We start from the raw sequence: 26,154 nt of genomic DNA, 5'->3' as shown, positions 1-26,154 counted from the left end.
ACCCGACTGATGGATCGGTTTCCACCGGAGGTCCCGCGCGAGCCACAGACTCTCAGGCTCCCCGAGTCCAAACTCCACGACCTCCGGGAGTGGGCCCTCGAGGGAACCGCGCTCGCGGCCGCGACGCGAGTCCTCGACCCCGACGGGCGGATCGCGCTCGTCAGGAACGCCTGGACCGACGGCTGGTTTCTCCCCGGCGGGAGCGTCGAGCCCGGCGAACCGCCGGCGGCCGCGGCCCGCCGGGAGCTACGCGAGGAGACCGGACTCGAGGGGACCGTCGGCTCGCCGCTCGTCGTCCTCGACCAGCGCTACGTCTCGGCGGACGACGGCCGGGAGCGGTTCTCGGCACGGTTCGTCGTCTATTCGGCCCGCGCGAGCGGCGAGATCCCCGATCCCTCGGAACTGGGCGTCGCCGAGGACGAGATCGAGGCGGCCCGGTGGTTCGAGTCGCTTCCTGAGGCCCTCCACGACGACGAGTACCTCCGGGAGTACCTCTAGGGCCGTCTGAACGTGTAGCTCGTGGTCTCGCCCTCGACGGTGAGCGTGCCCGCCTCGTGGTCGACGACGAACTCGGCGTCGCCCTCCCGCTCGAACCCGTGGAGGGGCATCCCCGTCTCGACGCGCCCCTCCCGCCCGATCTCGACGTGGGCCGATCCGAACTCGATCCGGATCCGGTCGTCGTCGACGGTCGTCTCCGCGCCGTCGGCGAACCGGCGCAGTTGTGCGGTCAGTTCCACCCAGTCGGAGAGTTCGACCCGTTCGGCCATGGACCACGGACGGCCCGCGGGGACTAATACTCCGCCCCGGTCGCGACGGCCGGCGGCCGCGTCAGTGGGGTGCCCCCCTCGAGGACTCTCGACGCGTTCGACGCGTTCGACGCGATCGACGCGATCGACCCGGAGCGAGACGGAGTGAACGTTTGGATGCCGCCCCTTCTTTCTACGGATTCGGGGCGAGAAATTGGGACACGCTTTTGTCGAGACGCTCGCTGTATCCCGGTAGCGAGACGGGTCCCGGCGGCGTCTTCCACGATAGGTGCCGGAGGACACGTGGGCATCCGTCCCGAGGAGCACCGAGAGGAATCGATGAAGCTACACGTCATCGACGGCGACGGGACCGCGGCCGTCATCCACGACGACCTGGAGATCGAGTCCGAGGACCCGATCTCGGCGGAGCTACGGGCGTTTCTCGAGCGGACGGAACGCGCCCGCGAGGGGCCGGTCAGCCTCGAGTCCCTCGAGGCGGAGTTCCTCGTCGAGCTCTACGTGGAGACGCCGGTTCGGCGGGTGGAGCCGGCGTCCGAGGGGCGTCCGCGGCTCCGGTGGGAGCGGCCGCCGGCACGCTACGGCCCACCGACGAGCGAACGACGGGAGCACGTGGAGACGGGAGGCGTCGACCGTGGCGACGGCTTCGAACCCGACTCCCATACGCGGTCGCCGAGTGCCGACGGCGCCGATGGAGCCGACGAGTAGTCGGCCGACCGTCGTTAGCTCTCGGGAGCGCCCTCGCTCTGGACCTGCCAGCTCCCCTCGATCCCGCAGGCCTCCCGGACGGCGTACTCGATCTCGGTGTCCTCGCCGATCCGCGAGCCGCCCTCGATCCCCTCGACGCGGAGGGGGACGTCGAGCGTCGAGCCACAGCAACCGACGTCGACGAACTCCTCCCAGACGTCGCCCGCCGCGGCCGCGTCGTGGGTCTTTCCGAGCCACGCCAGAAACGAGGGTTCCTCGAGCCGGGAGCGGCCCCACTCCGAGAGGTCCGCCGGGTAGGAGACGACGATCCGGTCGGCCTCCGCGGTCGGTTCCTCGCTCGCTCCGCCGTGTCGGTCGGTCCCTCGAGCCATACTCGATGAACGACCTCAAGGGGGAAAGCTCTCCCGCCCACCCGTGGAGCCGCGTCGTGGTCGGCGCCCGCTGGCGGAAGTGAGAAGGCTTACCTGGGGCCCGTTCGACGTGCGGACGATGGGGGGCTTCGACGTCCCGGAGATCGATTACACGCCCTACTCCGACCGCCAGCTCGCGGCGGTTCCGCTCGCGGTGTTGGCCCTCGCGCTCGCGATACTGCTGGGCTGGTACCTGCTGACCGGCGCGCCCGTCGCGATGGGCATCGAGTTCGCCGGCGGAACCGAGCTGACCGTCGACACCGCCAGCGACCGCGCCGAGATCCCCGCGGCGTTCGACGCCGAACCCGAGTCGGTCCAGGCCGTCCAGGCCGAGGACGACCGCTACATCGTCCAGTTCGCCTCGACCGACGAGTCCGCCCTGAGCGAGCAGGCCGCGGCCAACCTGGAGCCGGCGGGCGACGGGGAGGTCGTCCAGTCGGTAACGTCGACGTCGGCTGCCTTCGGTGCTCAGGCCCAGCGGACCGCACTTTTGGGGGTGGGTGCCGCCTTCGTCGGCATGAGCGTCCTCGCGTTCGCGCTCTTTCGGACGTTCGTCCCGAGCGTCGCCATCGTAGTCTCGGCGTTTTCGGACATCGTGATCCCGCTTGCGGTGATGAACCTCGTCGGAATCCCGCTCTCGCTCGGCACCGTCGCCGCACTCCTGATGCTGATCGGCTACTCCGTCGACTCCGACATCCTGCTCAACAACTCGGTGCTCCGGCGGGGCGGCGACTTCACCGAGAGCGTCCACCGGGCGATGCGAACCGGGGTGACGATGACCGTGACCTCGATGGCCGCGATGGCGGTGATGGCCGTCGCCGCGACCGCCTTCGGCATCGACCTGCTTTCCTCGATTGGACTGATCCTCTTCGTCGGGCTGGCGGCCGACCTGCTGAACACCTACCTGCTGAACCTGAGCCTCCTGCGGTGGTACGTCCACGAGGGGGTGGCCCGCTGATGGGCCTTCGATCGGTCGTCGGGGCCCACTGGCGGGTCATCCTCCTCGTGATCCTCGTGGGCGTCGCCCTCGTAGCGCTGTTCGTCCCCGGCGGGCTCCTCCCCCAGGACGAGTTCGCCGGCGGCGGGAACGAGAGCGCCGACGCCGGGGCGAGCCCGACGAACCTCGCCTACGGGCTCGGGCTCGACGGCGGCACCCGTATCAGCGCCCCGGTCGTCGGCACCACCGCCGAGGAGTTGGAGATCGAACCCGACCGGGCGGGCGAGGTCGAGGCGACCCTCGAGGATGAACTCGGGGTCGACTCCGCGAACGTCAGCGTCCAGTTCCACCAGGACAGCGGCTTTCACACCGCCGAGCTGTTCGTCGACGACGTCTCCCACGAGGAGTTCGCCGCGGCCCTCCGGGCGGCCGGCGTCGACGCGACGGAAGGCGACGTCCGCGACGGCGTCACCCAGTCGACCCGGGACTCGATCATCCGGACGATAGAGACGAAGATCAACGAGGCCGGCCTCTCGGGCGGGCGGGTCTCCCAGTCGTCGGCCCCCAACGGCCAGTACTACATCGTCACCGAGGTCCCCGACCGCACGCCCGCGGAGCTTCGAACCCTGCTCTCCGAGCGCGGGATCGTCGAGGTCCGGGCTCACTACCCCGACGGCGAGGGCGGCCAGACCAACGAGACCGTCCTCGAGCAGGGCGACTTCGCGGGCGTCGATCCGGCGGCGTACAACGAGCAGAACGGCCACCACGTCCCGGTGAGCGTCTCCGAGGAGGCGGCTCCGGAGTTCCAGGCCGCGATGAACGAGTACGGCTTCACGGGTCCGGGGGTCGGCCAGTGTGGCTTCGGCGAGCCCGGAACCGACGGGCAAAACTACTGTCTGCTGACCATCGTCGACGGCGAGGTCGTCGACGCCCACAGCATGGGTCCCGATCTCGCGGGGCCGATGCGAAGCGGCGAGTGGGTCGAGGACCCCCAGTTCGTCATGCTCGCACCCTCCCAGACCGAGGCCCAGGCGCTGTCGGTCAACCTCCGGGCGGGGAGCCTGCGGGCACCCCTCGACTTCGAGAACGACCGGACGTTCTCGGTCGAGCCCGCCCTCGCAGAGCAGTTCAAGCTGTTCTCGCTGGTCACGGGCGTCCTCTCGGTACTGACGGTGAGCGGCGTCGTCTACCTCCGCTACGCCGACCGGCGGGTCGCGGGGCCGATGGTCGTGACCGCGCTCGCGGAGGTGGTGATCCTGCTCGGCTTCGCGGCGGCGATCCGGATGCCCCTGGATCTCTCCCACGTCGCCGGCTTCATCGCGGTCGTCGGCACCGGCGTCGACGACCTCATCATCATCGCCGACGAGGTGATGGAGGAAGGCGACGTCAACTCCCGGCGGGTGTTCGCCTCCCGCTTCAGGAAGGCGTTCTGGGTGATCGGGGCCGCCGCCGCGACGACGATCATCGCGATGGCGCCCCTCGCCGTCCTCAGCCTCGGCGATCTGCGCGGGTTCGCGATCATCACCATCCTCGGGGTGTTGATCGGCGTCTTCGTCACCCGTCCGGCCTACGGCGACATCCTGCGATACCTGCTGACCGGGGAGTAGCCCGCCGGCGTCGCGGCGCCACTGGCTCTCGCCCCCGACCGTCGCCGAAACCGGGACGTCACGCCCGGCGACGAGGCGTGTTTTATCCGCTGGAACCCTACTCGTGGCATGGGACCCGACGACGACTCGTTCGACCCCGAACGCGAGGAGGGACGCGAGGTGGCCGCCGAGGCCGGGCGGGAGTCCTCGGACTTCCTCTCCTTGCTCCCCCACTACTACCGCGGCGAGGTCGGCCAGATGTCGACGGGGGTCAGCCGGCTCGACCTCACCGTCGACTGGGCGATCGGCCTGCTCGCCGCCGTCCTCGCGCTGTCGTTTGCGACCCCCGACAGCCCGCCGTACTTCCTGCTGATCGGGATGCTCGCGCTGTCGATCCTTCTGGCCTTCGACCTCCGGCGATACCGGTCGTACGACGCGACGCGGGCGCGGGTCCGTCTGATCGAGGAGAACGTCTTCGCCAACGCCTTCGATCCCGACGGGGCGGTCCACCAGGAGTGGCGCCGGGCGATCGCCGACGACCTCCGGAAGCCGACGCTGAAGGTCTCGAGGCGGGAGGCGATGACCCGGCGCCTGCGGCGGGTGTACTTCCCCCTCCAGAGCGTCCTGCTGGTCGCGTGGATCTTCCGGATCACGGTCTTCGTCTCGGGGGAAGACTGGCTCGAGACGGCCTCGGTCCCGGGGATCCCGGGAACTGTCGTCGTCGCGGTCGTCCTCGGCTACTACCTCGCGCTCCTGGGAGTGACGGTCTGGCCGACCCCCCGGCAGGCAAAAGGCGAGTACCACGACGTGAACCCGGGCGAGTGGAAGGACGAGGACGAGGAGTGACGGGCGTGCTGGCTCCACCCTACCCGGTCTCGGGGAGCACGCCCGTGAGGCCGACGCTCTCGACGACGAGCCAGACGACGAAGCAAGCGTAGAGGACGAGCAACAGCCAGGCCTCCCGCCGGGAGAGCGCCATCTCGGTGCGCGCGATGACGAAGAAGGCGATGGTCGCCCCGACCAGGAAGGCCATCATCGGGACGACGTTGGGGAAGGCGATCGGGAACGAGCCGGCGACGAGCACCCCGACGGGGATCGCCACCAGCAGGTCGAAGACGTTGCTCCCGAGCACGTTCGCCAGGCTCACCGTCGGCCGGCCCTCCCGGGCCGCGACGATGCTGACGAACGCGTCGGGGACGCTCGAGCCCGCGGCGACGACGGTCATCCCCCAGAGAAAGGCGGGGGTTCCGAACGCGTCGCCGAGCCCGATGGCCGCCCGGACGAGCCCCTCGACCCCGATGACGATCAACACGAGGCCGCCTCCGAAGCGGAGCCAGGTCCGTCCCAGCGCGATCGAGGCGTCCCGGGTCATGCCCCCCTCCGAGATCTCGAGATACTGGGTGTAGAGGTAGAGCCCGTAGAGCGCGAGGGGGACGAGCGCGAGCGGGCGGGTCACGTTCCCCGAGAGGGCACCGTCGGTGGGGTAGTAGATCACCGAAAGCGAGAACGTGAGCAGGAGGGTCGCGACCGCGAGCATGTAGAACAGCGACTCCTTGAAGACGAGGTCGCGGCTCGTCTCCGCGCGTCCGCCGACGAGCACCGAGATCGCGGGGATCACGAGCAGGTTGAACACGGCCGAGCCGACGATGGCGCCGATCCCGAGTTCGAACTCGCCGTGGAGTCCCGCCGCCACGAGGACGCTCGCGAGCTCGGGCATGCTCGAGCCGACGGCGGCGATGATCGCGCCCTGGACGACCGCGGGCGCGCCGTAGGCGACCGCGAGGTCGGCGGCGGCGTCCTCGAGACGGCTGCTGCCGACCCAGACGACCGCGGTCGCGACCGCGGCGACGGCGAGGAGAGCGAGGACGGAGAGCACAGCGGTCGATCACTCGGGGGCGGAATAAAGGACGCGATCAGTTCCCGCGGTCGTTCTCCCGGTCGCCGCCGGCGTGCTCGTCTCTGGCCGCGTCGCTCCCGGTCCGGAACCGCCGGCCGTCGGTCGTCTCGTCGGCTTCGTCGCCGGAGTCGGTCAGATCCGGCCCGTTCTCGATGACCTCCTGGACGACGGGAGTGTCGAGCGCGAGGTCGATGTCGGCCTGGTCGGACTCGTGGCCGGAGACGCCGCTGGTGATGATGTTCCGGACGCCCTCCTCGACTGTCATCTCGACGTCGTGGAGCTGGTCGGGCGAGACGTAGGTGAGAAACCCACCAGTGACCGGGTTCGGCGCGAACGGGATGAACATCGTCACCGACCCGTCGCCGGTCGCGTCCTCGACGACCGAAGGGGCCTCGCCCACCCGGAAGCCGATGACGTACGTTCCCTCGCCGTGGAGTTCGACCAGGTTGACCTCCTGGAAGTTGTCGACGTCGTCGTCCAGCATGATGTCGCCCATCCGCCGGAAGCTCCGATAGACGGTGCCGACCCCGGGGATCGACTCGATGGCGACGTCGAAGAAGTCGACCAGTCGCCGGCCCCACGGGTGGTAGGCGATCAGACCGATGACGACGATGAGCGCGAACAGCGCGAGCAACGCGATGATCTCGGTGAGGAAGTCGATCGTCCAGCGGTAGAGCCCGATGTCGGCGAGCAGGGGAAGAAAGCCGGTCGCCTCGATCAGATCGAACATGCCGACGAAGTCCAGAAAGGCGATGATCGGTCCGAGCGCGCCGGCGACGAACCCGAGTGCCACCTGGAGCACGTAGACGGTGACGACGATCGGGACGATGATCGCGATCCCCGCGAGGACGACCTCGCTGATCTCCGTGTAGATCGACTTGCCCGCCCGAAACGGTCCCCAGTCGTCGCCGTTCATCGTCGCCTCCCTGTCACGCGACGGGATAACCACGGTATCGGCAAGGAGATGAGGCTTGCATGACCCGCCATGTTCAAAACTCCCCCAGCCCGCGTTGTTCGGCCGCCGCGAGCGCGTCGGCGCAGGTCGCCCACGACTCCCGGGCAGCGGGCGGCAGTTCGCCGTGGTCGGCGACGTAGCCCTCGATGTACGCGCGGGTCGTCGGGTCGCTCGGGTAGCCGCTGCCGACCGTGCCGTACTCCTCGGCGAGAGTCGCGACGTGGGCGTCCCGGGAGACCTTCGCGACGATGCTCGCCGCGGCGACGACCGGGTCCGCGTCGTCGGCGGCGTGTTCGGCCTCGACCGCCACGGCGGCCTCGCAGGCCGCCTCGACCCGATCCGCAAAGCGGGCGGCGTCGGTGTCGCAGGCGTCACACAGCCCCGGGACCGGCTCGTCGCCGCCGAGCCCCGACAGCGCCCCGTCGATCGCCTCGGCGTGGGCGGAGACCGCGAGCCCGTTCATGTCGGTCTCGGGGTCGTCGATCCGTTCGGTCGTGATCTCGGCGACGCCGATCCGGACCCGGTCGTCCCCTCGAAGGGCGGCGGCGAGCTCCTCGCGGCGCTCCGGGGACAGGCGTTTCGAGTCCGCGACTCCCTCGGGGAGCGCACTCGGGTCCGCGACGTAGAGGGCCGCGGCGAACATCGACCCCAGCGCCGGCCCCTTGCCGGCCTCGTCGGCTCCGAACGGCATGACTCGGCGGTCGGACGGCCGGGACAAAACCGTTGTGGCTCCCGGTGGCCGTGGGTGGGACGAGCCTGGTTCTCATGGCCACCCTCTTGCCCGCACTGCCCAGTAGAGATCAACGACAGAACACGGAGGTCAGTTAGATAAATACTGCGTGTGAACGTCCCATATGATAAAACGCAGCCCCGTGATTGTTCCGATTACACCTAATACGGGAAGCAGAAGCGGGCTCCCGCGTTCATTACATCCATCGTTCCAGATGAGTCCACCTCCTCGGAGAGGACCACCCGTTCCGGGTGGAACGACCCCTTCGATCGAACTCCGCGTCGGGTGGATGCCGATCATATCATAAATCGCACTGTCAAACTGACAGGCAAGTGCCGTCTGTGAGGAGAACACAATGGTCGCAACGAGCATCAGCAATCCGAAGGCAAAAATTCCGTAACTGGCGTATCCGGCCGATATCGAAGCCATATCTCAGCTATAGACATATATTCGAATTAATGTTTTGGGGTTGACTAGTCTCGGAAGTCTTACTCGTTACCGATCGCTCAGTCGGCACCTCCACTGAACAGGATCGCCCTCGGACGTCCTCGCGAAACCGATTCGGTGAACCGTCCACGAGTTCCTGGGACTACTCGACCACGTCGGCGGGCCTGGCCCCCGCGAACTCGACCAGCCGCTCGGGGTCGATCGGGAAGACGGCCTCGGGGGTGCCGGCGGCGGCCCACACTTCCTCTTCCGCGAGGAGCGTCTCGTCGACGAGCGTCGGGACGTCACCGTCGTGACCGAACGGCGGGACGCCCCCGATGGCGTAGCCGGTGGCCTCCCGGACGGTGTCGGGATCGGCCATCCTCACGTCTCCGGTCTCGAGTTCCTCGGCCACCTTTGCCTCGCTGGCCCGGTTGGCGCCGCTGGTGACGACCACGATCGGATCGCCGTCGGCGACGAAGACGAGCGCGCTGGCGATCGCCCTCACCTCGCAGCCGACGGCGGCCGCGGCGTCCTCGGCGGTCTTCGTCCCCTCGGGGAACTCGTGGATCGCGAGGTCGATGCCGAACTGATCGGTCACGCGGTCCCGAAACTCCCGGGCTCGCCGGTGCATACCGAGGTCGGACGGGGTGGGGGAACATGATCTCCACGATCCGGCCGAACCGTGTGTGTTCGGCGCCGAACTCACTCGCCGTCGTCGAGGAAGAACTCCTCGCGTTCGAACGGCTCGTCCTCGCCTTCCACCGCGAGGACGTCGAGGGCCGTCACCTCCGCGTCGGTGCCGAGCAGGCCCGCGAGGCTCGGCTCGGTCCGGTCGTCGTCGCCGCTTATCAGCTCCTTCACGTAGAGGCCCCCCTCGCCGTGGATCTCGACGTCGGCCCGGGTCGGCTCCTCGAGGTCGCCGCCGGCGTCGTAGACGGTCCGCTCGCGGACCATGCTCGCCCGGCGGTGATCGACCCGCTGGGGCGTCTCCTGGGCGACGGTCGTTCCCCGGAGTTCGGCGAGGGCGCCCTCCAGTTCGCCCTCCTCGACCGGCTCGCCGAAGGCGACCTCGGCCCGATACCGCTTGCTCGCCGCGTGTTCTTTCACGCGCTCGACGGTCTCGTAGCTCGCGAGCCGGAGGCCGGAGACCTCGACGCCCACCTCCGATTCGTTGATCGCCGTCTCGACCGGCGCGAGCTCCGGCGAGCGGTTACGGGGGCGTTCCACTTCGAGGACGAAGGGCCGTCCCTCCCCGAGCATCCGGGCGTCGACGTCCTCGCGGCCCGCGCCGTGGAAGGTGCCCGCTTCGCCGTCCATCGCCTCGACGACGTGGGGGCGGACGACCTGCTCGACGCTCGTGTCGTACATGTAGCCCGAGCCCCCGCAGTGGTCGCAGGGCTCCTCGCCGTCGTCGCCGAGCTGGACGCCGCTGCCGCCACACTCCCGGCAGGGCCACTCGGTCTGGGGGATTTCGCGTTCGCGCTTGCGGTAGCGCCCGTAGACGAACGCGGGGTTGACCTGGACGTCGACGGCGTGGCCCGTCACGGTGCCGGTCTCTATGACCTCCCGGGGGTCGAACGCCTCGAGATCGATCACGGCGAGGGCGTCGGGTCGGTCGAAGTCGACGTCGGCCCCCTCCAGGCGGGTGCCGACCCGGCGGCCGACCTCGCGGTTGCGGTCGCGATTGAGTGCGTCGCCGGCGTCGGCGGGGAGGCCCGCGTCCTCCCGGAGGAGGCGGTCGTTCTCCTCGACCAGCGGCGGCGTTCGGGTACCGACCTGGTAGCTCCCGACCGAGAACCCCTCGAGGGCGGCGACGACGGCCTCGGCGAGCGCGTCGGCGACCTCCGGGGCGCAGTAGCCCTCACAGACCCAGCAGTCGACGGGGGAGACCGGCTCGTGGGGCTCGTCGTCCTCCAGGGCGATCGTCGTCCGCAGTGCCCGCCCGCGCTCGGCGTTCGTCAGCCCGAAGCTCCGTTCGGCGAAGGGGCGTCCGAGACAGGTCGCACAGACCGGCCCCGTCCCGGCGACCGCGCGGGCCTGCTCGAGTATCGTCATCGCCTGTCCTCGGGACGGGCGGGGTAACACGTTTTCCCTTCGACGCCGAGGATTCAAGTCCGTCCCGTCCCTCGACGAGGCCATGAGTGATCCCCGAGCGGGCCCCGACCTCGGCCGGCGACGGCTTCTCGCGGCCGTCGGCGTCGCGTCTGCGAGCGCGCTCGCCGGCTGTTCGAACCCGCTGAACCAGGCGGGGACGAACGACACGGACGATGCAAACGAGACGAACGACACGGACGGAACGAACGGGAGCGCGACCAACGGGACCGACGCCGCCACCGGGACGAACGAGACGGACGCGAACGGGACCGCGACGAACGGAACGGAATCCAACGGGACGGCGACGGAGGCGGGCGAGAACGCCACCGATCCGGCGGCGGACGCGGACGTCTACCACGAGGTCTACGAAGCGGTCGTCGGTTCGGTCACGTTCCTTCAGGTCGGCGGCGTCGAGGACCCACGGACCGGCAATCAGGGCCAGGGACAGGGCTCGGGCTTTCTGTACGACGACCGCCACGTCGTCACGAACCAACACGTCGTCGTCAACGGCGACGAGGTCGACGTCCGCTACACCAACGGCGACTGGGCGACGACCGAGATCCTGGGCTCGGATCGCTACAGCGACCTCGCCGTCCTCGAGGTCGATCACGTCCCCGAGGACGCAGAGCCCCTCGGCCTCGCGACCGATTCCCCCCGGGTCGGCCAGGAGGTGCTCGCGATCGGGAACCCGTTCGGGCTCGAGGGCTCGATGAGCCAGGGGATCGTCAGCGGCGTCGATCGCACCCTCGAGATGCCCGGCCAGGGGTTTGCCTACCCGAACGTCGTCCAGACCGACGCCGGGATCAACCCCGGCAACAGCGGCGGCCCGCTCGTCGATTTAGAGGGAGAGGTCGTCGGCGTCATCAACGCCGCCGGCGGCGACAACGTCGGCTTCGCGATCTCGGCGGCGCTGACCGACCGGGTCGTTCCCGCCCTGATCGAGGAGGGCGAGTACCGCCACCCGGTTCTGGGGATCAGCCACGTGCCCGTCGATCCGACGATCGCCGAGGAGAACGACCTCCCGGAGGCCGACGGCGTCATCGTCTACGACGTCGTCGATGGCGGCCCCGCTGACGGCGTCCTCGAACCGTCGCCCAACCAGGTCCAGCGCGGCGGGAGCGCTGTCCCGGTCGGTGGCGACGTCGTTCTCGAGCTCGCCGGCGAGTCGACCCCCGACGGCCACGCCCTCGCGCGGGTCCTCGCCCTCCAGACGAGTCCCGGCGAGACGGTGCCCGTCCGGGTCTACCGCGACGGCGAGGAAACCACCGTCGAGGTCACCCTCGGCGCCCGCGCGGAGATCGCCGAGGAGATGGGGACGGGATCCGCGTCCCAGTCGCCCTGACGACGGGGGCGCGCCGTTCTCGCGACCTCACGGCGCTCGCGCTGCCGGCGTCCCACACTCCACACAGACGACCGCCCGATCGCCCTTGTAGCGCTCGCGAACGAGGTCGCCATCGCAGTACGTACACGCTCGCCCCTCGAGCCTGGCGAACAGTTCGCGGGCCCCGCCGCGCTCGGCTCGTGCCATGGGCCGGGCTCCGCCCGCGCGAGGGGAAACGCCTCCCCATGCGTATGCAACCCGCACGCGAAACGAGGGTCCTATCCCGCCGGCCGCCCTCATGCCGGTATGCGCCAGTTCGTCTGCCTCGGCCACGAACTCCCGACCGACGCCGACTTCTCGCTCGACGACCTCCCCGGCGCCGGTCGCCTCGACGCGCTCTGCCGGTCGATCACCGCCGCCCTGCTCGTCTCCCACGACATCCGCGAGGACGTCCGGGTCCACGTCGTCTGCCGGGACGAACTCGCGATCACCTTCGACGGGAGCGAGCTGCGGCGGCTGAACCCCGACGAGCGAAGCACTGCAGCCCTGGTTCGGACCGCCCTCGACGCCCGCGAGGAGGCCATCGGCGCGATGCCCGCCGAACCGAGCCCCGGGATCTCCCTCTACAGGCGGGGGATCGAGGCCACCCTCGATGCGGTCGCCGGCGAGGGGCCGCTCCTCACGCTCCACGAGGACGGCGACCCGCTCGCGGAGACCGAGCCGCCCGCGGATCCCGTTTTCGTCCTCTCGGACCACCGTGACTTCACCGAGCGCGAGGGCGAGCTGCTCGCCGAGCGGGCCGACCGACGGCTCCGGATCGGCCCCACGAGAGTCCACGCCGACCAGGCGATCACCGTCGCGCACAACTGGCTGGATACCGACGGCTACACGGCGTACTGATGGACCGGGAAGCGGGGGACGGCGGGCAGGGCGACGACGGCGACCGGCGGACGACCCCGCCGCCGGAGACCGACGACCGCTTTTCGGTCCCGCTGCGGGGCGTCGCCGTCGATCGCGAGACGCGGTGTGCCCACTACGACGACCCGGTGGACGTGATCGCCTTCCGGTTTCCCTGCTGTGGCACCTACTACCCCTGTTTTTCCTGCCACGAGGAACTCGCCGACCACGACGGAGAGCGGATCCCCCGGTCGGCGTTCGGCGAGCCCGGCGTGCTCTGTGGTGCCTGCGGCGCGACCCTCTCCGTCGAGGCCTATCTCGCCTGCGACGAGGCCTGTCCCGACTGCGGGGCCGCGTTCAACCCCGGCTGCCGTCGCCATCACGACCGGTATCTCGAGACATAGCCCTCGCCTGCGGCCCGGTCCTCGAGGGTCGCAGTTCCGGAAACGTTAAACGATCAACGGGCGTTAGTCCGCCTGCGGGCCGGTGGGGTAGCTTGGTATCCTTCGGCCTTCGGGTGGCCGTAACCGCGATTCGAATTCGCGCCGGCCCACTTTTCCCGCACCGCGATACGAGGAGCGCAGCGACGAGTCCGAGATGCGGGTAAATGGACCCAAGCGGATTCGAGCACGGCGGACGAGCGAAGCGAGTCCCCAGGAGTTCGAATTCGCGCCGGCCTACTTCTCGTACCGTGATCGACCGGAGTCGCGCTGTTGCCTGCCCGATTCGTCTCCGCCCGGTTCGTCCCGTCCGAGACTGGTCATTGCTCGTGGACATCTCCTCGCGAGAACCGTTGAAGGGGTCGATATCGGCCGTTGCAAGCACTACCTTGTTTACACTCCTCGTGGACGATCCTGGGCATGGTCGTCGCATCCATCATCGTGTTCGTCGTCAGCCTCCTGATCGGCGCGCTGGGCATCTACGTCGGTGCCCGGGTCGTCACGGGGGTCGAGGACTACACCTACGCGATCGTGACCGCCCTGCTGGGAGCGATCGTCTGGGCGGTCGTCGGCTTCTTCTTCGGGTGGGTTCCGCTGCTGGGGCCGATCCTGGTGTTCATCGCCTACCTCGCGATCATCAACTCGCGGTATCCCGGCGGGTGGATCGATGCCCTGTTGATCACCCTCGGGGCCTGGCTCACCGTCTTCGTCGTGATGTACGTCCTCGCCGTCCTCGAGATCGTCACGTTCGAGGCGGTGGGCGTTCCGGGATTCTGACCCGCTCGCGGTCCGCAGATCGCTCGATCAGCGGTCGTCGGGGTCGGGGCCGGGATCGGGGTCGCCGTGCCGGCGGCGGTCGATGGCGGCCATCGCCGGGCTCGCGGTGATCCCGTGGAGGACGATCGAGGCGAGGACGACCAAGCCGACGACCGCCCAGAGGCGCTCGGCCGCGACGAGGAGTTCGATTTCCGTAAACGAGGCGTGAGCGAGCGCAAAGGAGAGGTAGTAAAACGAACCGACGCCGCGGATCCCGAACCAGGAGACCGCCGCCCGGTCGGCCAGGGGGGCGTCCGAACCCGCGAACGCGAGCAGGCCCGAGAGCGGCCGGACGACGAGGAGGATCGCGAGCGCGACCGCGACGCCGGCCGGCGTCAGCGGGGCGAGCAGGCCGCCGGCGACCGCGCCGCCGAAGAGAACGAGGACGGCCGCCATCAGCAGGCGTTCGACGATCGCCGCGAAGTCGTGGAGCTCGCGGTGGTACTCGTGGGTCCACTCGTAGCGTCTGAGCGCGAGTGCCGCGACGAACACCGCCAGAAAGCCGTAGCCGCCGACCAGTTCGGTCAGGCCGTAGGCGAGCAGCGTCGTCGCGAGCGCCTCGGCGCCGGCCATCACCTCGGCCCGGCGGGAGGGCGCCGGCGAGCCGAAGACGAGCCGAGCCATCAGGACTCCAATCGCATAGCCGGCGAGGACGCCGACGGCGATCCGGTAGCCGACGTCGACGAGCGCCCACTCCGCGAGCCACCGCCAGCCGCCCGTGGCGGCGGGCCCGGTCGCCGCTGCGAGCGCGATCGCGAGGTAGGTAAACGGAAAGGCGAGCCCGTCGTTGAGCCCCGCCTCGGACGTCAGCGAGAACCGTACCGACCCCCAGCGGTTCTCGGGCGCGCGCTCCTCTTCGACCTCGGTCAGGGGCGCACCGGCTTCGACGTCGGATGCCAGGACGGGATCGGTTGGCGCGAGAACCGCACCCAGCAAGACGGCCGTCGCGGGCAGGAGTCCGAGTACGCCCCAGCCCAGGAGTGCGGTCAGCGTGATCGTGACGGGCATCGCGACGGCGAGCAGCCGCCAGGTCGAAGCCCAGCCCGCGAGGCCGAACGGCCGGTCGATCTTCAGCCCCGCGCCCATCAGGGCGACGATCACGACGAGCTCGGCGAGGCGCTCGGTCGCCGCCGGGGTGGCGACCGGATCGACCGCGGGCGCGCCCGGCACGACCGTAAAGAGGACCGCGCCGAGGGCGACGTAAACGATCGGGAGCGAGAGGGGCTTCCCGGCGAGCCGCCGGGGGAGGACGATCGCCCCGAACAGCCCGAGGGCGACGATCACGAGGAAGACGTCATACGGACTCACTCCCCGACCCTACGGCACCGGGGACGGTAAACGGGCGGCTTGCCGCGGGCTACGACCGTCCGGGACCGGTTTCGCCCTCCGCCTCCGCGCGCTCGTCGATCATCGAGGCGGCCGTCTCGAGCCAGTTTCCCCACCGGAAGCCCGCGGCGACGACGGCCGCCCAGCAGACGTAGGAGAGGACGATCCCGACGTAGACCCCGGGGAGGCCGTAGCCGAGGGTGATCGCGAGCAGGTACGAGCCGGCGAGCATGAAGACGACCGTGCCGAGAAACCGGGCGTAGAACGGCGTCCGGGTGTCGCCGGCGCCCCGCAGCGCGCCCGAAAGCGGGAAGAAGACCCCGAAGAAGAGCATCGAGACGCCGAAGACCCGGGTGAACTCGACCGCGTAGGCCCTCGTCGCCGCGTCGCTCGTGAACACGCCCGCGAGCGGGGCGGCGGCGACGACGAGGACGACCCCCGAGACGCCCATCGTGACGGTCCCGAGGACGAGGATTGCCCGGGCAGCGAACCGGGCGCCCGCGGGGTCGTCCTCGCCGACGGTCTGGCCGACGACGATGCTCGCCACCGTCGAGAGCGAGCGGTAGATCGGCCCGGTGAGCTGCTGGTAGATTCGCCGGCCGATGTGGTAGGCGGCGTTGACCTCGGTGCCAAAGAGCAGGAGGAGGGCGTTGAACGGGAAGTTCGCCAGCGAGGTGCTCATCCCCTCGGCGAAGTTCGGGACGCTGACCGCGATCAGCTGGCGGGTGATCGTGGGGTCTCGAGGCCGGGTGAGCCCGGGCGGGGTCCGCTCGCTGGCGATCGCTCCGACCACCGCGACCGCCTCCAGCGTGCGGCTGACGGCCGTCGCGAGCCCGACGCCGACGATACCGAGGTCGGGCGCGACGGAGATCCCGAGGCCGAGGCTCACCGTCAGGAGGATGTTACAGACGTTCGCCGTCCCGTTGACGTACATCGGGGTGCGGGTGTCGCCCGTTCCCTGGAGCGCGCGGGCGCCGACGAGGCCGACGATCCGGACCGGCGCGGCCACGAAGACCAGCGTCAGATAGGCCCCGCCGAGCGTGACGACCTCGGTCTCGGCACCGAGCACCGCGATCAGGGAGGGGGCCGCGAGCAGGCCGACCGCGACGAGGGGAAGCCCACAGAGAAACCCGATCAGCAGCGCCTGGCTGACCGCCCGGTCCCGGTCCAGGTCGGCGCCCCGGCCGGTGTCCTGGCTCGAGAGCGCGATGGCGCCCGTCCCGAGGCCCAGGCCGATCCGCAGCGGGAGCTGGGCGTAGAGGTCGGCGAGGCCGACGGCGGCGACCGCCGCCGGGGAGAAGAGGCCGGTGACGACGACGTCGACGGTCCGCATCAGCGTGTTCAGCGTCTGCTGGACCGCGATCGGCCACCCCAGCCCGACGGCTCGCCGCCAGACCGCGAGCACGTCGTCGCGTCCCCGACCGAGCAGCGCCATCCACTCGCCCGGATGCCGACCCCGATAAACAGGCTGGCGGAAGGGGAGGGCCTTACTGGGACCGGCGCTAGGCCGGCTCCGTCCCGCCGGGAACTATCATAAATATTATTTTTCTGTGGACGAACCGGGCGTTCCTGCGAACGGGGTCGGGATGCGCGATGCTGCCGGGATGCTCCCGACGGGCACCGGTAACCGATCGCATCGGAAACGTTTTCTATCAGTGCTAACGAGTATCACGTATGCAACTGGATCGACGGGAGCTTTTGTTCTCGGGGACGACCGCCCTCGCCATCGGGCTCGCCGGCTGTGCGGCCGAGCCCCTCGACGGGGACGAAGAGGAGAACGAAACCGACGATAGCGATACCGAGGGCAACGACAGCGACGGCAACGACACCGACGGCAATGAGTCCGACGGGGAGGACCTCGGGAACGATACCGACGACGGCGGTCTCGACGAGAACGGAACCGACGAGACGGACGACAACGACACCGACGACAGCGACAACGGGACGAGCGACGGGTTCGGCGACGACGAGACCGACGGCAACGGGACGGACGACGACAACGATACCGACACCGACAACGGCACGGACGATGCCGACGGCGAGACGAACGGCACCGACGGCAACGAGTCCGAGGGCAACGACACCGATGACAACGGGACGGACGACGAAACGGACGGCAACGACACCGACGACGACCCGGCCGGCAGCGGGGACGTCGAGGCACCACCCCAACACCCGATCACCGTGACGGTCTTCGGCCCGGCGGGCGAACGGGTCGAGGGCGCGACGGTCCACGGCACCGGCGAGTCCCTCGAGGCCGACGTCTCGACGGAGTTCGTCGCCGAGACCGACGCCCAGGGCGTCTACACCGACGAGGTCTACGAGAACGAGTACACCATCGAGGTCAGCCACCCCAACTTCGAGTCGGCGACGGTCGATCACGTCCACGACGGCGAGAGCGAACTCACCGTCGAACTCGAGTCCGCCGAAGGCGAGCCCGACACCTCCCTGCTGCGGCTGTGGGTGACGAACGCGGTCGGCGACCCGATCGAGGGCGCCGAGGTCGCGGGCGTCGGCGACTCCCACCCCGCGGACATCCCCCTCGAGTTCTCCGGCGAGACCGACGGCGAAGGGCTCTACGACGACGTCATCTACGAAAACCAGTACACGATCGAGGTCTCACATCCCGACTACGTCACGAAGACGGTCGAACACAGCCACGAGGGCGAAAGCGACGTCGTCGTCGCCCTCGAGGCCGAAGGCGAGCCCGGAACCGCGGGACTGACCCTCCGGGTCGTCGACGGGAACGGCGACCCGATCGAGGGCGCCTCCGTCCTCGGGACCGGCGAACCGACCCCGGGCGACGTTCCCCTCGAGTTCTCCGGCGAGACGAACGGAAACGGGGTCTACGGCGACGTGATCTACAAGAACACGTACACGATCGAGATCGACCACCCCGATTACGCAGGGACGACCCTCGAACACGACCACCGGATGGACACCGATATCGAGGTCGAACTCCAGGCCCAAAGCGAGGCGGCGCTCACCGTCCGTGCGGTCCACCCCGTTTCGGGGGAGCCGGTTTCCGGCGTGACCGTCTCGGTCGCACGCGAGGACGGGACCGGCCGCGAACTCGAGGCCGAGACGGGACCGACTGGCCTCGCCTCCTTCGACGTCGAGCCGGCGGAGTACCGGATCGTCGCCTACGAGCGTGAACTCTACCGGACGAACCCGATGGCGACGGTCGTCACGGTCGGCGAGGACCCACGGACGGTCCAGGTTCGGGCGGTCGTCGAGCCCGAGGACTGTACCGCCCCGGTCGAGGTCGTCGACGGGGGGACGGGCGACCCCGTCGAGAACGCGACCGTCTCCGTCGACGTCGCGCGGCCCGACCACGGCCTCATGGAGAACCCGACGGGCGAGACGGGCGCCGACGGCACCGTCGAGATCACGACCTGGTGTGGCGAGTGGACGATATCCGCACGCGCCGACGGCTACAACCGGGTCCCCCAGGAACAGGTCCGGGTCGCCGGCGACCGCGACGAGCCGATCACGATCGAGCTCTGAGAGGGTCGGTTACAACGGTGTACCGTTCGATCGCGCCACCGTGTTGCGATCGACGGGGCACTGACTTGGAACCGACCCTATGAGCGGTCCGTTCGGTCCGCCGGGCATCCCGACGGTCGTGTGCCGTCGCTCCCGACGAGCCCGTAGAATCAGGCGTTCAGAACCCGCCGGAGCACGTCGGGTGCGTCCGCCAAGGCCTCTTCGAGGGCCTCGCCGTCGGGCCCGCCGCCCTGGGCGAAGTCGGGCGGACCGCCGCCGCCGCCGCCGACCCGGGCGGCGAGTTCGGAGACGACCTCGCCAGCGTCGACGCCGGTTCCTTCGGGGGCGGCGACGACGAACTGGGCGCCGTCTCGGGCGCTGCCGATCACCGCGATCGTGCCGTCCTCGGCGACCGCGTTCGCCGTCGCCTGGAGCTCGTCCATGTCGGCGTCGATGCGCTGGATCACCGCGGTCGCCTCGCCGACCGCGACCTCCTCGCCGCCGCCCCCGCCGCCCGCGCGGGCCGCAGCGAGCTGTTCTCGCAGATCGTCGATCTCCTTGCCCCGGGCCTTCCATTCCTCGAAGAAGCGGTCGGCGGTTTCGGGAACCTCCTGGGGGGAGACGTCCAGGATCTCCGCCGCCTCGTAGAGGGCGTCCTCGACCTCCTGGGTCGCCGAGATCGCGGCGTCGCCCGCCGCGAACGTGAGCCGCTCGACGCCGTCCTGGACGCGCTCGGTCGAGCGGATCTTGATCGCGCCGACGTCGCCCGTGCGGGCGACGTGGGTCCCGCCACAGGCCTGGACGTCCTCGGCGACGTGGATCAGTCGAATGTTCGTCCCCGGCGGGATGCCGCCCTGATAGAGGTCGAACCCGTGTTCGGCCTCGGCCTCGTTTCTGTGGGGCCATTCCTGGCTCACCGAGGTGTTGTCCATCACGATCTCGTTGGCGACGCCCTCGATTTCCTTTACCTCCGCCCGCGAGATCCGATCGTAGTGGCGGACGTCGATCCGCGAGGAGTCGATGCCCTTCTGGGCGCCGGCCTGGCGGATATGCTCGCCCAGGACCTCCCGGGCAGCGTGGATGACGATGTGGGTCGCGGTGTGGTGGCGCATCAGCCGCCGGCGGCGGGTCACGTCGATCTGACCCTTCACGAACTCGCCTTTCCCGAGGTCGCCGTCGGTCCGGTGGAGGACGACGCCATCCTCGCGCTGGACGTCCCGGACTTCGACGGTCGCGTCGTCGGTCGAGAGCGTGCCGTGGTCGGCGGGCTGGCCCCCGCCCTCGGGGTAGAACATCGTCTGGTCGAGCACGACGTCGTACCCCTCCTCGCGCTCGAAGACGTCGAGGACGACCGCCTCGAACTGGGTGCGTTGCTGGTCGTCGTAGTACAGCGTCTCGGTCTCGGGGAGGTCGTCGAACCGGTCGTCCCCGCTCCCCTCGACGGCCTCGGCCTCCTCGGGAGTGTCGTGGCGGGCCGCGACGAGGCTGTAGAAGTCGTCGGGCCGGTCGACCTCGGCGCCGACCTCGCCGGCGATCTCGGCGACCATGTCGGGCTGGATGCCGTGAGAGTCGTAGAGCTCGAGGAGCTCCTCGGTCGGGATCGGCTCGCCTCGCTCGGCGTACTCCTCGGCGATCGCCTCGACCCGACGTCCCCCGCGTTCGAGGGTCTCGCGGTACTTCTCGACCTCCGAACGGACCACGTCCCGGATCGTATCGCGGTTCTCGTAGCCCAGGCGTTCGGCCTGCATGTCGACGAGTTCGTCCAGCGGCGCGTCGACGCCGACGGTGTCACAGAGGCGTTTGGTCCGTCTGAGCACCATCCGGGCGAGATAGCCCGTCTCGACGTTCGAGGGGACGATCCCGTCGCCGAACATGTACGCGAGGGTGCGACAGTGGTCGGCGATCGCGTAGATCGCCTCGAGGGGCTCGACGAGCTCGCGGAGTTCGGCGACGTCGATGCCGAGTTCGGCGGCGATCTCGCCTCTGGCGGCCTCGACGTCGTCGACGTCGTCGATGTCGAGGTTCCCCGAGAGCCGCGCGGCGCGGTTGACAAGGTCGACCTCCTCCTCCGTATGGTCGATCCCGGCGTTCTCCCGGAGGAAGGCGATCATCTCGGGGTAGACCGCCTCGTAGACCGTCGGCGTTCCTTGGGACATCCAGGTCCAGCGTTCGAGGCCGTAACCCGTGTCGACGACGTAGGTGTCCATGAACGAGTAACGGTTCCCGTCCTTCAGCTCGTACTCGCCCTCGGGGTCCCGTTCCATGCACATGAAGACGAGCGTCGCCAGCTCGAGGCCTTTGTAGATGACCTCGATGGCGGGGCCGGCGTTGCCGCCGCCGACCCAGGGGTCCTCGATGTAGGTGACCTCGGTGATGTCGGCGCCCATCGACTCCAGCAGTTCGTCACAGAGCTCGACCGTTCGATCCTTCCAGTAGACCTCGCCCTCGTAGGCGTACTCGCCCTCGACGTCCTCGCGGGCGTTGAACGCGTGGTGGGCCATCATCTCGAAGGCCATCGTGTGCCGGCCCGTCTTCCCCACGTTGTCGATGTCCTGCATCCGGATGCAGGGCTGGGAGATGGTGAGGGGGTTCGCCGGCGGCGGCGTCTCCCCCGACGTCACGAGGGGCTGGAAGTCGGCGATCGAGGCGATGGTCAACATCATGTCCTCGCGCCAGCGCTCGGCGGCGACCGGGTAGGGGTCGATCCGCTCGTGGCCGTGGTCCTCGAAAAAGGAGAGGTAGGCCTCGCGCATCTCCTCCAAACTGTGGGGCTCGTCGAAGCCCGGATCGCCGACGAACTCGTACTCCGCACACGGGGGCTCCCCGCAGGTCTCCCGGTCGTGATCGCGCGTCCAGAAGTGTGCGCCACAGGAGGGACACTCCTTGCGCTCGAACCCCTCCTCCTCGAAGTAGTCGAGACGGTACTCCTCCTCGAGAGCGCTCATGATAGGTGTGGTTGGCCGTGGAGACGGTAAAACAGTTGCGCACCGGCCGTTCCGCGGCTCCCGCGACACCTACCCGTCTTCGAGGGCCAGCGAGGCCAACAGCGCCTCGAGCTGGAGGCGTTCGCCCGCGCCCTCGGTGATCCGGTAGTCGGCCTCGCCAAGCCGCTCGAGCAGGCGGACCGTCTCCCGTTCCGCCAGATCGAACTCCCAGGCCGAGCGGTGGAGCTGGTCGATGACGTCGCCGCCGGCGAGCCCCCGATCCGTGAGGAGGTCGTCGAGCGCGGCGCGGGCGGCGGTGAAGTCGCCCGCGATCGCGCGATCGACCATCGCTTCGACCTCCTCGGGGCGGGCGGTCGAAGTGATCGCGAACACCGTCTCCTCGTCGACGAGCTCGCCCATCACGGCGGCGGCCTGGAGCCCGTTGATCGCCTTGCGCATGTCCCCCGCGGCGGCGTACACCAGGGCCTCGACGCCGTCGTCGGTCACCTCGATGCCCTCCTCGCTCGCGATTTCCTCGATCTGGGCCTCGATCGCCTCGTCGCTCAGTTGGGTGAACCGAAAGACCGCACACCGCGACTGGATCGGGTCGATGATCCGGCTCGAGTAGTTACACGAGAGGATGAAGCGGGTCGTGTTCGAGAACTGCTCCATCGTCCGGCGCAGCGCCGACTGGGCGTCGCTGGTGAGGGCATCGGCCTCGTCGAGGAAGATGACCCGGTAGTCGTACCCCCCGAAGCTCGTCCGCGCGAAGTTCTTGATCCGGTCGCGGACGACGTCGATCCCGCGCTCGTCGCTCGCGTTGAGCTCGAGAAAGTTCTCGCGCCAGTCCTCGCCGTAGATCTCGCGGGCGATGGCCTGTGCCGCGGTCGTGTTGTGCATCACCGTCGGAACCCGTCCGGCGACGTAGTTTCGCGTTCCCGGAACCGTGAGATCGTAGACGCGCCTGCTCCCCTCGACGGGTTCGACCTCGGTCACGCGATCGAAGTAGAGCGTGTCCCGCGAGAGGCGATCGAGTGCGGAGAGTCGTTCGATCACCGCCATCGAGCACATCTCCGAGGCGACGTCGTGGATACGCTCGGCGACCGTATCGAACCGCGCGAGGGTGGCGAGGTCGTGACCGTCGCTCTCGATCAGGTTTCTGACGTCCCGACCGAGCAACTCCGTTCTCTCCGCAACGCGGTTGTCCGAAACGCCGAGCGCTTCGATCGACGACCCGAGCACCGTCTGGACGCTGTCGGTATCCGGCGTGTCGGGCCGGGAGCCGAGGGTCACGAGCAACTCGCCCGCGCGGCTCGCGGTCGGGGATCGTCGGCCGTCGGCATACTCAAGCAATCGGTCCGTTCGAACTCCGGTCGTCTCCGCAATATCCGTTCGCGTCTCGAGGGGTTCGAGCATGGCGCGATCACCGGTCCACGTCGAGAGAACGGCGCTCAAAGAACGGATTTCGCCGCGGAGGGACTCGACCTCTTGTCGGACTCGTTGGGCCGTCTCGATTCGCTCGGATGCTGCGTCGAGGACGCGGTCGATGTCCTCCATGTGTGACTCGCGGCCGGGCCTGTCGGGGTTCAGGCTCCCGGTCACCAACGGTCCCTTATCGAGGGCGAGCATCTCACAGAGGTCGTCGATGGCCTCCTGAGCCGGAATCGTATCGTGATTCGGGTTCCCGGTTCCAGCCGTCGCGTCGGCGAGTCGATCGCGCTTGTGGTCGATCGTGAAGCCGATCTCGTCCGCGAACCGCGAGATGTGGGACGTTCCCGAGACGTACAGCGAGTGGTACTCCCGCTTCGGACCCGAGCCGTTCGTCGCCGCCTTCTCGACTCGCTTTCGGCGTGTCGGGATCCCGAAGGAAGCGAGCAGGTACGAACAGAGGGTGATTAGCGACTCGTCTTTCTGCGTGAGTTCGATCGTTCCCTGGTCGGCGACGTACGACTCCGAATCGAAGATCGCCTGCAGGAACGCCGCCCGAACCTCCGCCGGGGCATGGACGAGCGTCGATCCGATCTCGATTGAGTCGCCGAAGACGCCGAAACACGACGCGAGGAAGTGATGAAGGGATTTGGTCCGGAGTTCGACATACAGGACGTCCTTCTGGGTTCCTCGAGTCGTCTCGACGCCGAACAGGACCTCTGCGAGGCGCTCGAACGCATCGAGGAGCGCGTCGTCGGTGTTGTAGAACTTGATGCGTCCGTTCTCGATTCGAGCCTCGCTGATCGCGAGCCCGACGAAGCGTGCCAGCTCCGGCGTTAGCTCCCAGGGCGGTGTAATCGGATCGGATCGCTGGTTGTAGTCGGTGACGTATCGGACTGATTCGACGTGGCCTTCGAGTTCCGATCGGTCGGCGTCGAGCCCACGAAGGAACGAGAGCGAACACGTCGTGGACGGTCTTTCAAGGTCGATCGAAAGCGATCGGGCGTAGTTCCCTGCAGTTTTTCGGGAGACGTCGTGTTCCTCGGTGATCTCCTCGAGGGAGTCGCCCCGTCGGAGACCACCGATCACCGTCTTCTTCTGGCCAACGTAGTTCTCCTCGGCCGGAATCGCGTACTCCTTGGCGAACGACTCCGAGACGGTGACGAACGTCCGGTCGCCGTCCATCGTGGAGAGCCAGTCGAGCGCCGGATCGTCGTCCGCGACGGGCATCGAAAGGGGTCTAGCGATGCGCTCCCCGCCCGAGAGTGATCCTGCCTCCCGCCAGGAGAGCCCCTCCTCGTCGGCTACCAAGAGCTTGTGTTCGGGCGTGACCGTGATCTCGTTTCCGTCCCGGGTTTCGACCGAGATGAGGTCGGAGGCCTCCTTGGAAAAGACCTGGGATGGTGTGGTGTACTCGAAGTCGCCGTCGGATCCGTAGGTGAGAATCTCGAGGTCGTCCTCGGGCTGATCGAACCCCTCGACGTCGCCGACGACCTCCGAGATGGGGGAAACGCCGTTGCTCGTCAGCACCGGGGTCTCGCCGGTAACACATTTCCCCGTCCCTGCCGGCCCTGCGAACATGAGGTGGGGGAGGTCGTCGGTGGCGACGTAGCGCTCGAGACGGGGGACGACGTCCTCGTGGCCCTTGATCTCCGAGAGCCGTTCGGGGCGGTACTTCTCGATCCAGACGTCGGTCCGGCCGGGGGTGCCCTCCCTGTCGGCGGCGTCGGCCTCGCTCATACCGGTCGGAGGGGTGGCCCGCCCATAAGTACCCCGAAGGGGCCGCCCCGTGTCACCCGTTCAACCTTTAAGTCCTCCTGCGTGGTGGGGGAGTCCATGCTCGAAGCTCCCTCCGTCCGGCTCGCCGCCGTGTGCTTCGTCTGTGTCCTCGTCGGTTCGGCTCCGGTCGCCGGTGTCCCCGGCGCTGCCGACGGGACGACCGCCCAGCCGGCCCAGTCGAACGTCGGCGGCACAGTCACGGTCGCCGACGGCGAGACCGTCGACGAAATAGCCGCGGTCGCGGGAACGATCATCGTTGAGGAGGGCGGGACGGTCGAGGGATCGGTGAGCGGGCTCGCGGGCAACGTCTACATCGACGGCACCGTGGAAGGAGACGTCTCCGTCGCCGCCGGCAACGTCGAGATCTCGGGGACCGTCTCCGGCGACGTCTCGGCGGCGGCCGGCAACCTCCTCGTCGCGGAGGGTGCGACCGTCTCCGGCGACGTCGAGGCCGGCGCGGGCAACGTTCGTCTGGCGGGGACGGTGGAGGGCGATGTGAGCGTCGGCGCCGAGACGATCGTGCTCGGCGATGGAGCGTCGATCGCCGGCGACATGCGCTACGACGGCGATCTGGAGGGCAACGAGGCTGCGGTCGCGGGCGACCTGACGCGGGACTCGACGGTCGGCGTCGAGGTCGGACCGACGATCGGCCCCGTCGCCTCCTGGCTGTTCGACGCCTACGCGCTCCTCTTGCACCTGCTTCTGGGTGCCGCCTTGCTCGCGCTGTTCCCACGGTTCTCGACGGGGGTCGCCGAGCGGGTCGCCGACGACCCCGTTCGGACCGGGCTCGCGGGCATCGGCGTCCTCGTCGCGGTTCCGGTCGTGCTGATCGCGGTCGCGATCACGGTGATCGGCATCCCGATCACGCTCGTCGGCTCGCTCGTCTTCGCGCTCTCCGTCTGGATCGGGATCGTCTACGGACGCTTCGCCGTCGCGGCCTGGCTGCTCTCGTATGCGGGGATCGGGAACCGCTGGCTCGCGCTCGTCGTCGGCCTGATCGCCGGTGCCGTCCTCGGTCTGGTGCCCTACCTCGGCGGGCTGATCAATTTCCTGATCTTCCTGCTCGGCTTCGGCGCGCTCGCAGTGGGGCTGTACGTCCACGCGCGCGGTAGCCGGCGCGAGCCCTCGCCCGGCCTCTGAGAACCCGCCTGAATAGGCCACACCGGGTCGGTGCCGAACCATCGGTGGAACCGCCGTTTCCAGAGCCCACGTCTCCATGCACGTCCC

Annotated in this window: 23 protein-coding genes and 1 tRNA gene; 12 read left to right on the top strand and 12 right to left on the bottom strand. The window is 69.1% G+C overall.

Annotated elements, in window-relative coordinates:
• The first annotated feature begins 9 nt into the window (after positions 1-9).
• Complete coding sequence (locus LCF40_RS05970; RefSeq protein WP_114576766.1) at positions 10-498, top strand: NUDIX hydrolase; 489 nt, start codon at positions 10-12, stop codon at positions 496-498.
• Here LCF40_RS05970 and LCF40_RS05965 read toward each other — a convergent pair.
• Complete coding sequence (locus LCF40_RS05965) at positions 495-767, bottom strand: hypothetical protein (protein ID WP_114576765.1); 273 nt, start codon at positions 765-767, stop codon at positions 495-497. The two genes, LCF40_RS05970 and LCF40_RS05965, sit on opposite strands and share 4 nt — an antisense overlap.
• Positions 768-1,085: 318 nt before the next feature.
• On the opposite strand from LCF40_RS05965, the gene LCF40_RS05960 reads away from it, so the two are divergent.
• Complete coding sequence (locus LCF40_RS05960) at positions 1,086-1,472, top strand: hypothetical protein (RefSeq protein ID WP_224827746.1); 387 nt, start codon at positions 1,086-1,088, stop codon at positions 1,470-1,472.
• 14 nt (positions 1,473-1,486) lie between these two features.
• Here the strand turns inward: LCF40_RS05960 and LCF40_RS05955 are convergent, their stop codons facing one another.
• Positions 1,487-1,843: a DUF7968 family protein gene (locus tag LCF40_RS05955; RefSeq protein WP_224827745.1), complete on the bottom strand. Its 357-nt coding sequence runs from the start codon at positions 1,841-1,843 to the stop codon at positions 1,487-1,489.
• 118 nt (positions 1,844-1,961) lie between these two features.
• Between LCF40_RS05955 and secF the strand changes: the two genes are divergently transcribed.
• The 3 genes from secF to LCF40_RS05940 all read left to right on the top strand — a co-directional run bounded on the left by secF (position 1,962) and on the right by LCF40_RS05940 (position 5,251).
• Positions 1,962-2,840 (top strand): protein translocase subunit SecF, encoded by an 879-nt coding sequence (gene secF, locus LCF40_RS05950; RefSeq protein WP_224827744.1) that lies wholly within the window; start codon positions 1,962-1,964, stop codon positions 2,838-2,840.
• A complete protein-coding gene (locus LCF40_RS05945) occupies positions 2,840-4,426 on the top strand; it encodes a preprotein translocase subunit SecD (protein ID WP_224827743.1) in 1,587 nt (528 codons plus the stop codon). The genes secF and LCF40_RS05945 overlap by 1 nt, the downstream gene beginning before the upstream one ends.
• Before the next feature lie 108 nt (positions 4,427-4,534).
• The gene (locus LCF40_RS05940; protein ID WP_224827742.1) at positions 4,535-5,251 is read left to right on the top strand and encodes a DUF2270 domain-containing protein; all 717 of its coding nucleotides are present in this window, start codon (positions 4,535-4,537) and stop codon (positions 5,249-5,251) included.
• Positions 5,252-5,270: 19 nt separating this feature from the next.
• On the opposite strand, the gene LCF40_RS05935 is transcribed toward LCF40_RS05940, so the two are convergent.
• The 5 genes from LCF40_RS05935 to LCF40_RS05915 all read right to left on the bottom strand — a co-directional run bounded on the left by LCF40_RS05935 (position 5,271) and on the right by LCF40_RS05915 (position 10,471).
• Entirely contained in the window at positions 5,271-6,281 is a 1,011-nt protein-coding gene (locus LCF40_RS05935) for a sodium:calcium antiporter (RefSeq protein WP_224827741.1), read from the bottom strand.
• Between the two features lie 37 nt (positions 6,282-6,318).
• Positions 6,319-7,218 carry a DUF502 domain-containing protein gene (locus tag LCF40_RS05930; protein WP_224827740.1) on the bottom strand — a complete coding sequence of 300 codons (900 nt, stop codon included), beginning with the start codon at positions 7,216-7,218 and terminating at the stop codon, positions 6,319-6,321.
• A 73-nt stretch (positions 7,219-7,291) separates the two neighbouring features.
• Entirely contained in the window at positions 7,292-7,948 is a 657-nt protein-coding gene (rnhB, locus tag LCF40_RS05925) for a ribonuclease HII (protein WP_114576757.1), read from the bottom strand.
• Between the two features lie 628 nt (positions 7,949-8,576).
• Entirely contained in the window at positions 8,577-9,047 is a 471-nt protein-coding gene (locus tag LCF40_RS05920; RefSeq protein ID WP_114577887.1) for a YbaK/EbsC family protein, read from the bottom strand.
• Between the two features lie 71 nt (positions 9,048-9,118).
• Positions 9,119-10,471 carry a tRNA pseudouridine(54/55) synthase Pus10 gene (locus LCF40_RS05915; protein WP_114577888.1) on the bottom strand — a complete coding sequence of 451 codons (1,353 nt, stop codon included), beginning with the start codon at positions 10,469-10,471 and terminating at the stop codon, positions 9,119-9,121.
• Positions 10,472-10,553: 82 nt separating this feature from the next.
• Between LCF40_RS05915 and LCF40_RS05910 the strand changes: the two genes are divergently transcribed.
• Entirely contained in the window at positions 10,554-11,852 is a 1,299-nt protein-coding gene (locus LCF40_RS05910) for a S1C family serine protease (protein WP_224827739.1), read from the top strand.
• 27 nt (positions 11,853-11,879) lie between these two features.
• Here the strand turns inward: LCF40_RS05910 and LCF40_RS05905 are convergent, their stop codons facing one another.
• Positions 11,880-12,038 (bottom strand): HVO_A0556 family zinc finger protein, encoded by a 159-nt coding sequence (locus tag LCF40_RS05905; protein WP_224827738.1) that lies wholly within the window; start codon positions 12,036-12,038, stop codon positions 11,880-11,882.
• A gap of 99 nt (positions 12,039-12,137) precedes the next feature.
• On the opposite strand from LCF40_RS05905, the gene trmY reads away from it, so the two are divergent.
• The 4 genes from trmY to LCF40_RS05885 all read left to right on the top strand — a co-directional run bounded on the left by trmY (position 12,138) and on the right by LCF40_RS05885 (position 13,945).
• Positions 12,138-12,731, top strand: a complete 594-nt coding sequence (trmY, locus tag LCF40_RS05900) for a tRNA (pseudouridine(54)-N(1))-methyltransferase TrmY (RefSeq protein ID WP_224827737.1) — start codon at positions 12,138-12,140, stop codon at positions 12,729-12,731.
• On the top strand, positions 12,731-13,132 hold the full coding sequence (locus tag LCF40_RS05895; protein WP_224827736.1) for a CHY zinc finger protein: 402 nt from the start codon (positions 12,731-12,733) through the stop codon (positions 13,130-13,132). Before trmY ends, LCF40_RS05895 begins: the two co-directional genes overlap by 1 nt.
• 76 nt (positions 13,133-13,208) lie before the next feature.
• Positions 13,209-13,281 (top strand) — tRNA-Pro (locus tag LCF40_RS05890).
• Between the two features lie 307 nt (positions 13,282-13,588).
• Positions 13,589-13,945, top strand: coding sequence for a hypothetical protein (locus LCF40_RS05885; protein WP_114577892.1), 357 nt, complete (start codon positions 13,589-13,591; stop codon positions 13,943-13,945).
• Positions 13,946-13,972: 27 nt separating this feature from the next.
• Here the strand turns inward: LCF40_RS05885 and LCF40_RS05880 are convergent, their stop codons facing one another.
• Positions 13,973-15,292, bottom strand: a complete 1,320-nt coding sequence (locus LCF40_RS05880; protein ID WP_224827735.1) for a cation:proton antiporter — start codon at positions 15,290-15,292, stop codon at positions 13,973-13,975.
• 49 nt (positions 15,293-15,341) lie between these two features.
• The gene (locus LCF40_RS05875; protein ID WP_380683715.1) at positions 15,342-16,745 is read right to left on the bottom strand and encodes an MATE family efflux transporter; all 1,404 of its coding nucleotides are present in this window, start codon (positions 16,743-16,745) and stop codon (positions 15,342-15,344) included.
• Between the two features lie 239 nt (positions 16,746-16,984).
• Here LCF40_RS05875 and LCF40_RS05870 point away from each other — a divergent pair, with 239 nt between their 5' ends.
• Entirely contained in the window at positions 16,985-18,817 is a 1,833-nt protein-coding gene (locus tag LCF40_RS05870) for a carboxypeptidase-like regulatory domain-containing protein (protein WP_224827734.1), read from the top strand.
• 149 nt (positions 18,818-18,966) lie between these two features.
• Here the strand turns inward: LCF40_RS05870 and alaS are convergent, their stop codons facing one another.
• Together alaS and LCF40_RS05860 are read right to left on the bottom strand one after the other, a co-directional pair.
• A complete protein-coding gene (gene alaS / locus LCF40_RS05865; protein WP_224827733.1) occupies positions 18,967-21,741 on the bottom strand; it encodes an alanine--tRNA ligase in 2,775 nt (924 codons plus the stop codon).
• A gap of 69 nt (positions 21,742-21,810) precedes the next feature.
• The gene (locus LCF40_RS05860; RefSeq protein ID WP_224827732.1) at positions 21,811-24,888 is read right to left on the bottom strand and encodes a replication factor C small subunit; all 3,078 of its coding nucleotides are present in this window, start codon (positions 24,886-24,888) and stop codon (positions 21,811-21,813) included.
• Between the two features lie 96 nt (positions 24,889-24,984).
• Here LCF40_RS05860 and LCF40_RS05855 point away from each other — a divergent pair, with 96 nt between their 5' ends.
• Complete coding sequence (locus tag LCF40_RS05855) at positions 24,985-26,067, top strand: DUF8173 domain-containing protein (protein ID WP_224827731.1); 1,083 nt, start codon at positions 24,985-24,987, stop codon at positions 26,065-26,067.
• Positions 26,068-26,154: the final 87 nt, after the last annotated feature.

The organism is Saliphagus infecundisoli (assembly GCF_020177375.1).
GTDB classification, from domain to species: Archaea; Halobacteriota; Halobacteria; order Halobacteriales; family Natrialbaceae; genus Saliphagus; species Saliphagus infecundisoli.
This window is presented reverse-complemented; position numbering and strand designations above follow the sequence as displayed.

Bases quoted from the DNA above. Each gene is read 5' to 3' on its own strand.
- LCF40_RS05920 (WP_114577887.1), bottom strand. From the start codon at position 9,047: ATGCACCGGCGAGCCCGGGAGTTTCGGGACCGCGTGACCGATCAGTTC.
- LCF40_RS05945 (WP_224827743.1), top strand. From the start codon at position 2,840: ATGGGCCTTCGATCGGTCGTCGGGGCCCACTGGCGGGTCATCCTCCTC.
- LCF40_RS05970 (WP_114576766.1), top strand. From the start codon at position 10: ATGGATCGGTTTCCACCGGAGGTCCCGCGCGAGCCACAGACTCTCAGG.
- LCF40_RS05855 (WP_224827731.1), top strand. From the start codon at position 24,985: ATGCTCGAAGCTCCCTCCGTCCGGCTCGCCGCCGTGTGCTTCGTCTGT.
- LCF40_RS05955 (WP_224827745.1), bottom strand. From the start codon at position 1,843: ATGGCTCGAGGGACCGACCGACACGGCGGAGCGAGCGAGGAACCGACC.
- rnhB (WP_114576757.1), bottom strand. From the start codon at position 7,948: ATGCCGTTCGGAGCCGACGAGGCCGGCAAGGGGCCGGCGCTGGGGTCG.
- LCF40_RS05965 (WP_114576765.1), bottom strand. From the start codon at position 767: ATGGCCGAACGGGTCGAACTCTCCGACTGGGTGGAACTGACCGCACAA.
- LCF40_RS05960 (WP_224827746.1), top strand. From the start codon at position 1,086: ATGAAGCTACACGTCATCGACGGCGACGGGACCGCGGCCGTCATCCAC.
- alaS (WP_224827733.1), bottom strand. From the start codon at position 21,741: ATGAGCGCTCTCGAGGAGGAGTACCGTCTCGACTACTTCGAGGAGGAG.
- secF (WP_224827744.1), top strand. From the start codon at position 1,962: ATGGGGGGCTTCGACGTCCCGGAGATCGATTACACGCCCTACTCCGAC.
- LCF40_RS05860 (WP_224827732.1), bottom strand. From the start codon at position 24,888: ATGAGCGAGGCCGACGCCGCCGACAGGGAGGGCACCCCCGGCCGGACC.
- LCF40_RS05870 (WP_224827734.1), top strand. From the start codon at position 16,985: ATGCAACTGGATCGACGGGAGCTTTTGTTCTCGGGGACGACCGCCCTC.
- LCF40_RS05875 (WP_380683715.1), bottom strand. From the start codon at position 16,745: ATGGCGCTGCTCGGTCGGGGACGCGACGACGTGCTCGCGGTCTGGCGG.
- LCF40_RS05885 (WP_114577892.1), top strand. From the start codon at position 13,589: ATGGTCGTCGCATCCATCATCGTGTTCGTCGTCAGCCTCCTGATCGGC.
- LCF40_RS05895 (WP_224827736.1), top strand. From the start codon at position 12,731: ATGGACCGGGAAGCGGGGGACGGCGGGCAGGGCGACGACGGCGACCGG.
- trmY (WP_224827737.1), top strand. From the start codon at position 12,138: ATGCGCCAGTTCGTCTGCCTCGGCCACGAACTCCCGACCGACGCCGAC.
- LCF40_RS05930 (WP_224827740.1), bottom strand. From the start codon at position 7,218: ATGAACGGCGACGACTGGGGACCGTTTCGGGCGGGCAAGTCGATCTAC.
- LCF40_RS05940 (WP_224827742.1), top strand. From the start codon at position 4,535: ATGGGACCCGACGACGACTCGTTCGACCCCGAACGCGAGGAGGGACGC.
- LCF40_RS05915 (WP_114577888.1), bottom strand. From the start codon at position 10,471: ATGACGATACTCGAGCAGGCCCGCGCGGTCGCCGGGACGGGGCCGGTC.
- LCF40_RS05905 (WP_224827738.1), bottom strand. From the start codon at position 12,038: ATGGCACGAGCCGAGCGCGGCGGGGCCCGCGAACTGTTCGCCAGGCTC.
- LCF40_RS05910 (WP_224827739.1), top strand. From the start codon at position 10,554: ATGAGTGATCCCCGAGCGGGCCCCGACCTCGGCCGGCGACGGCTTCTC.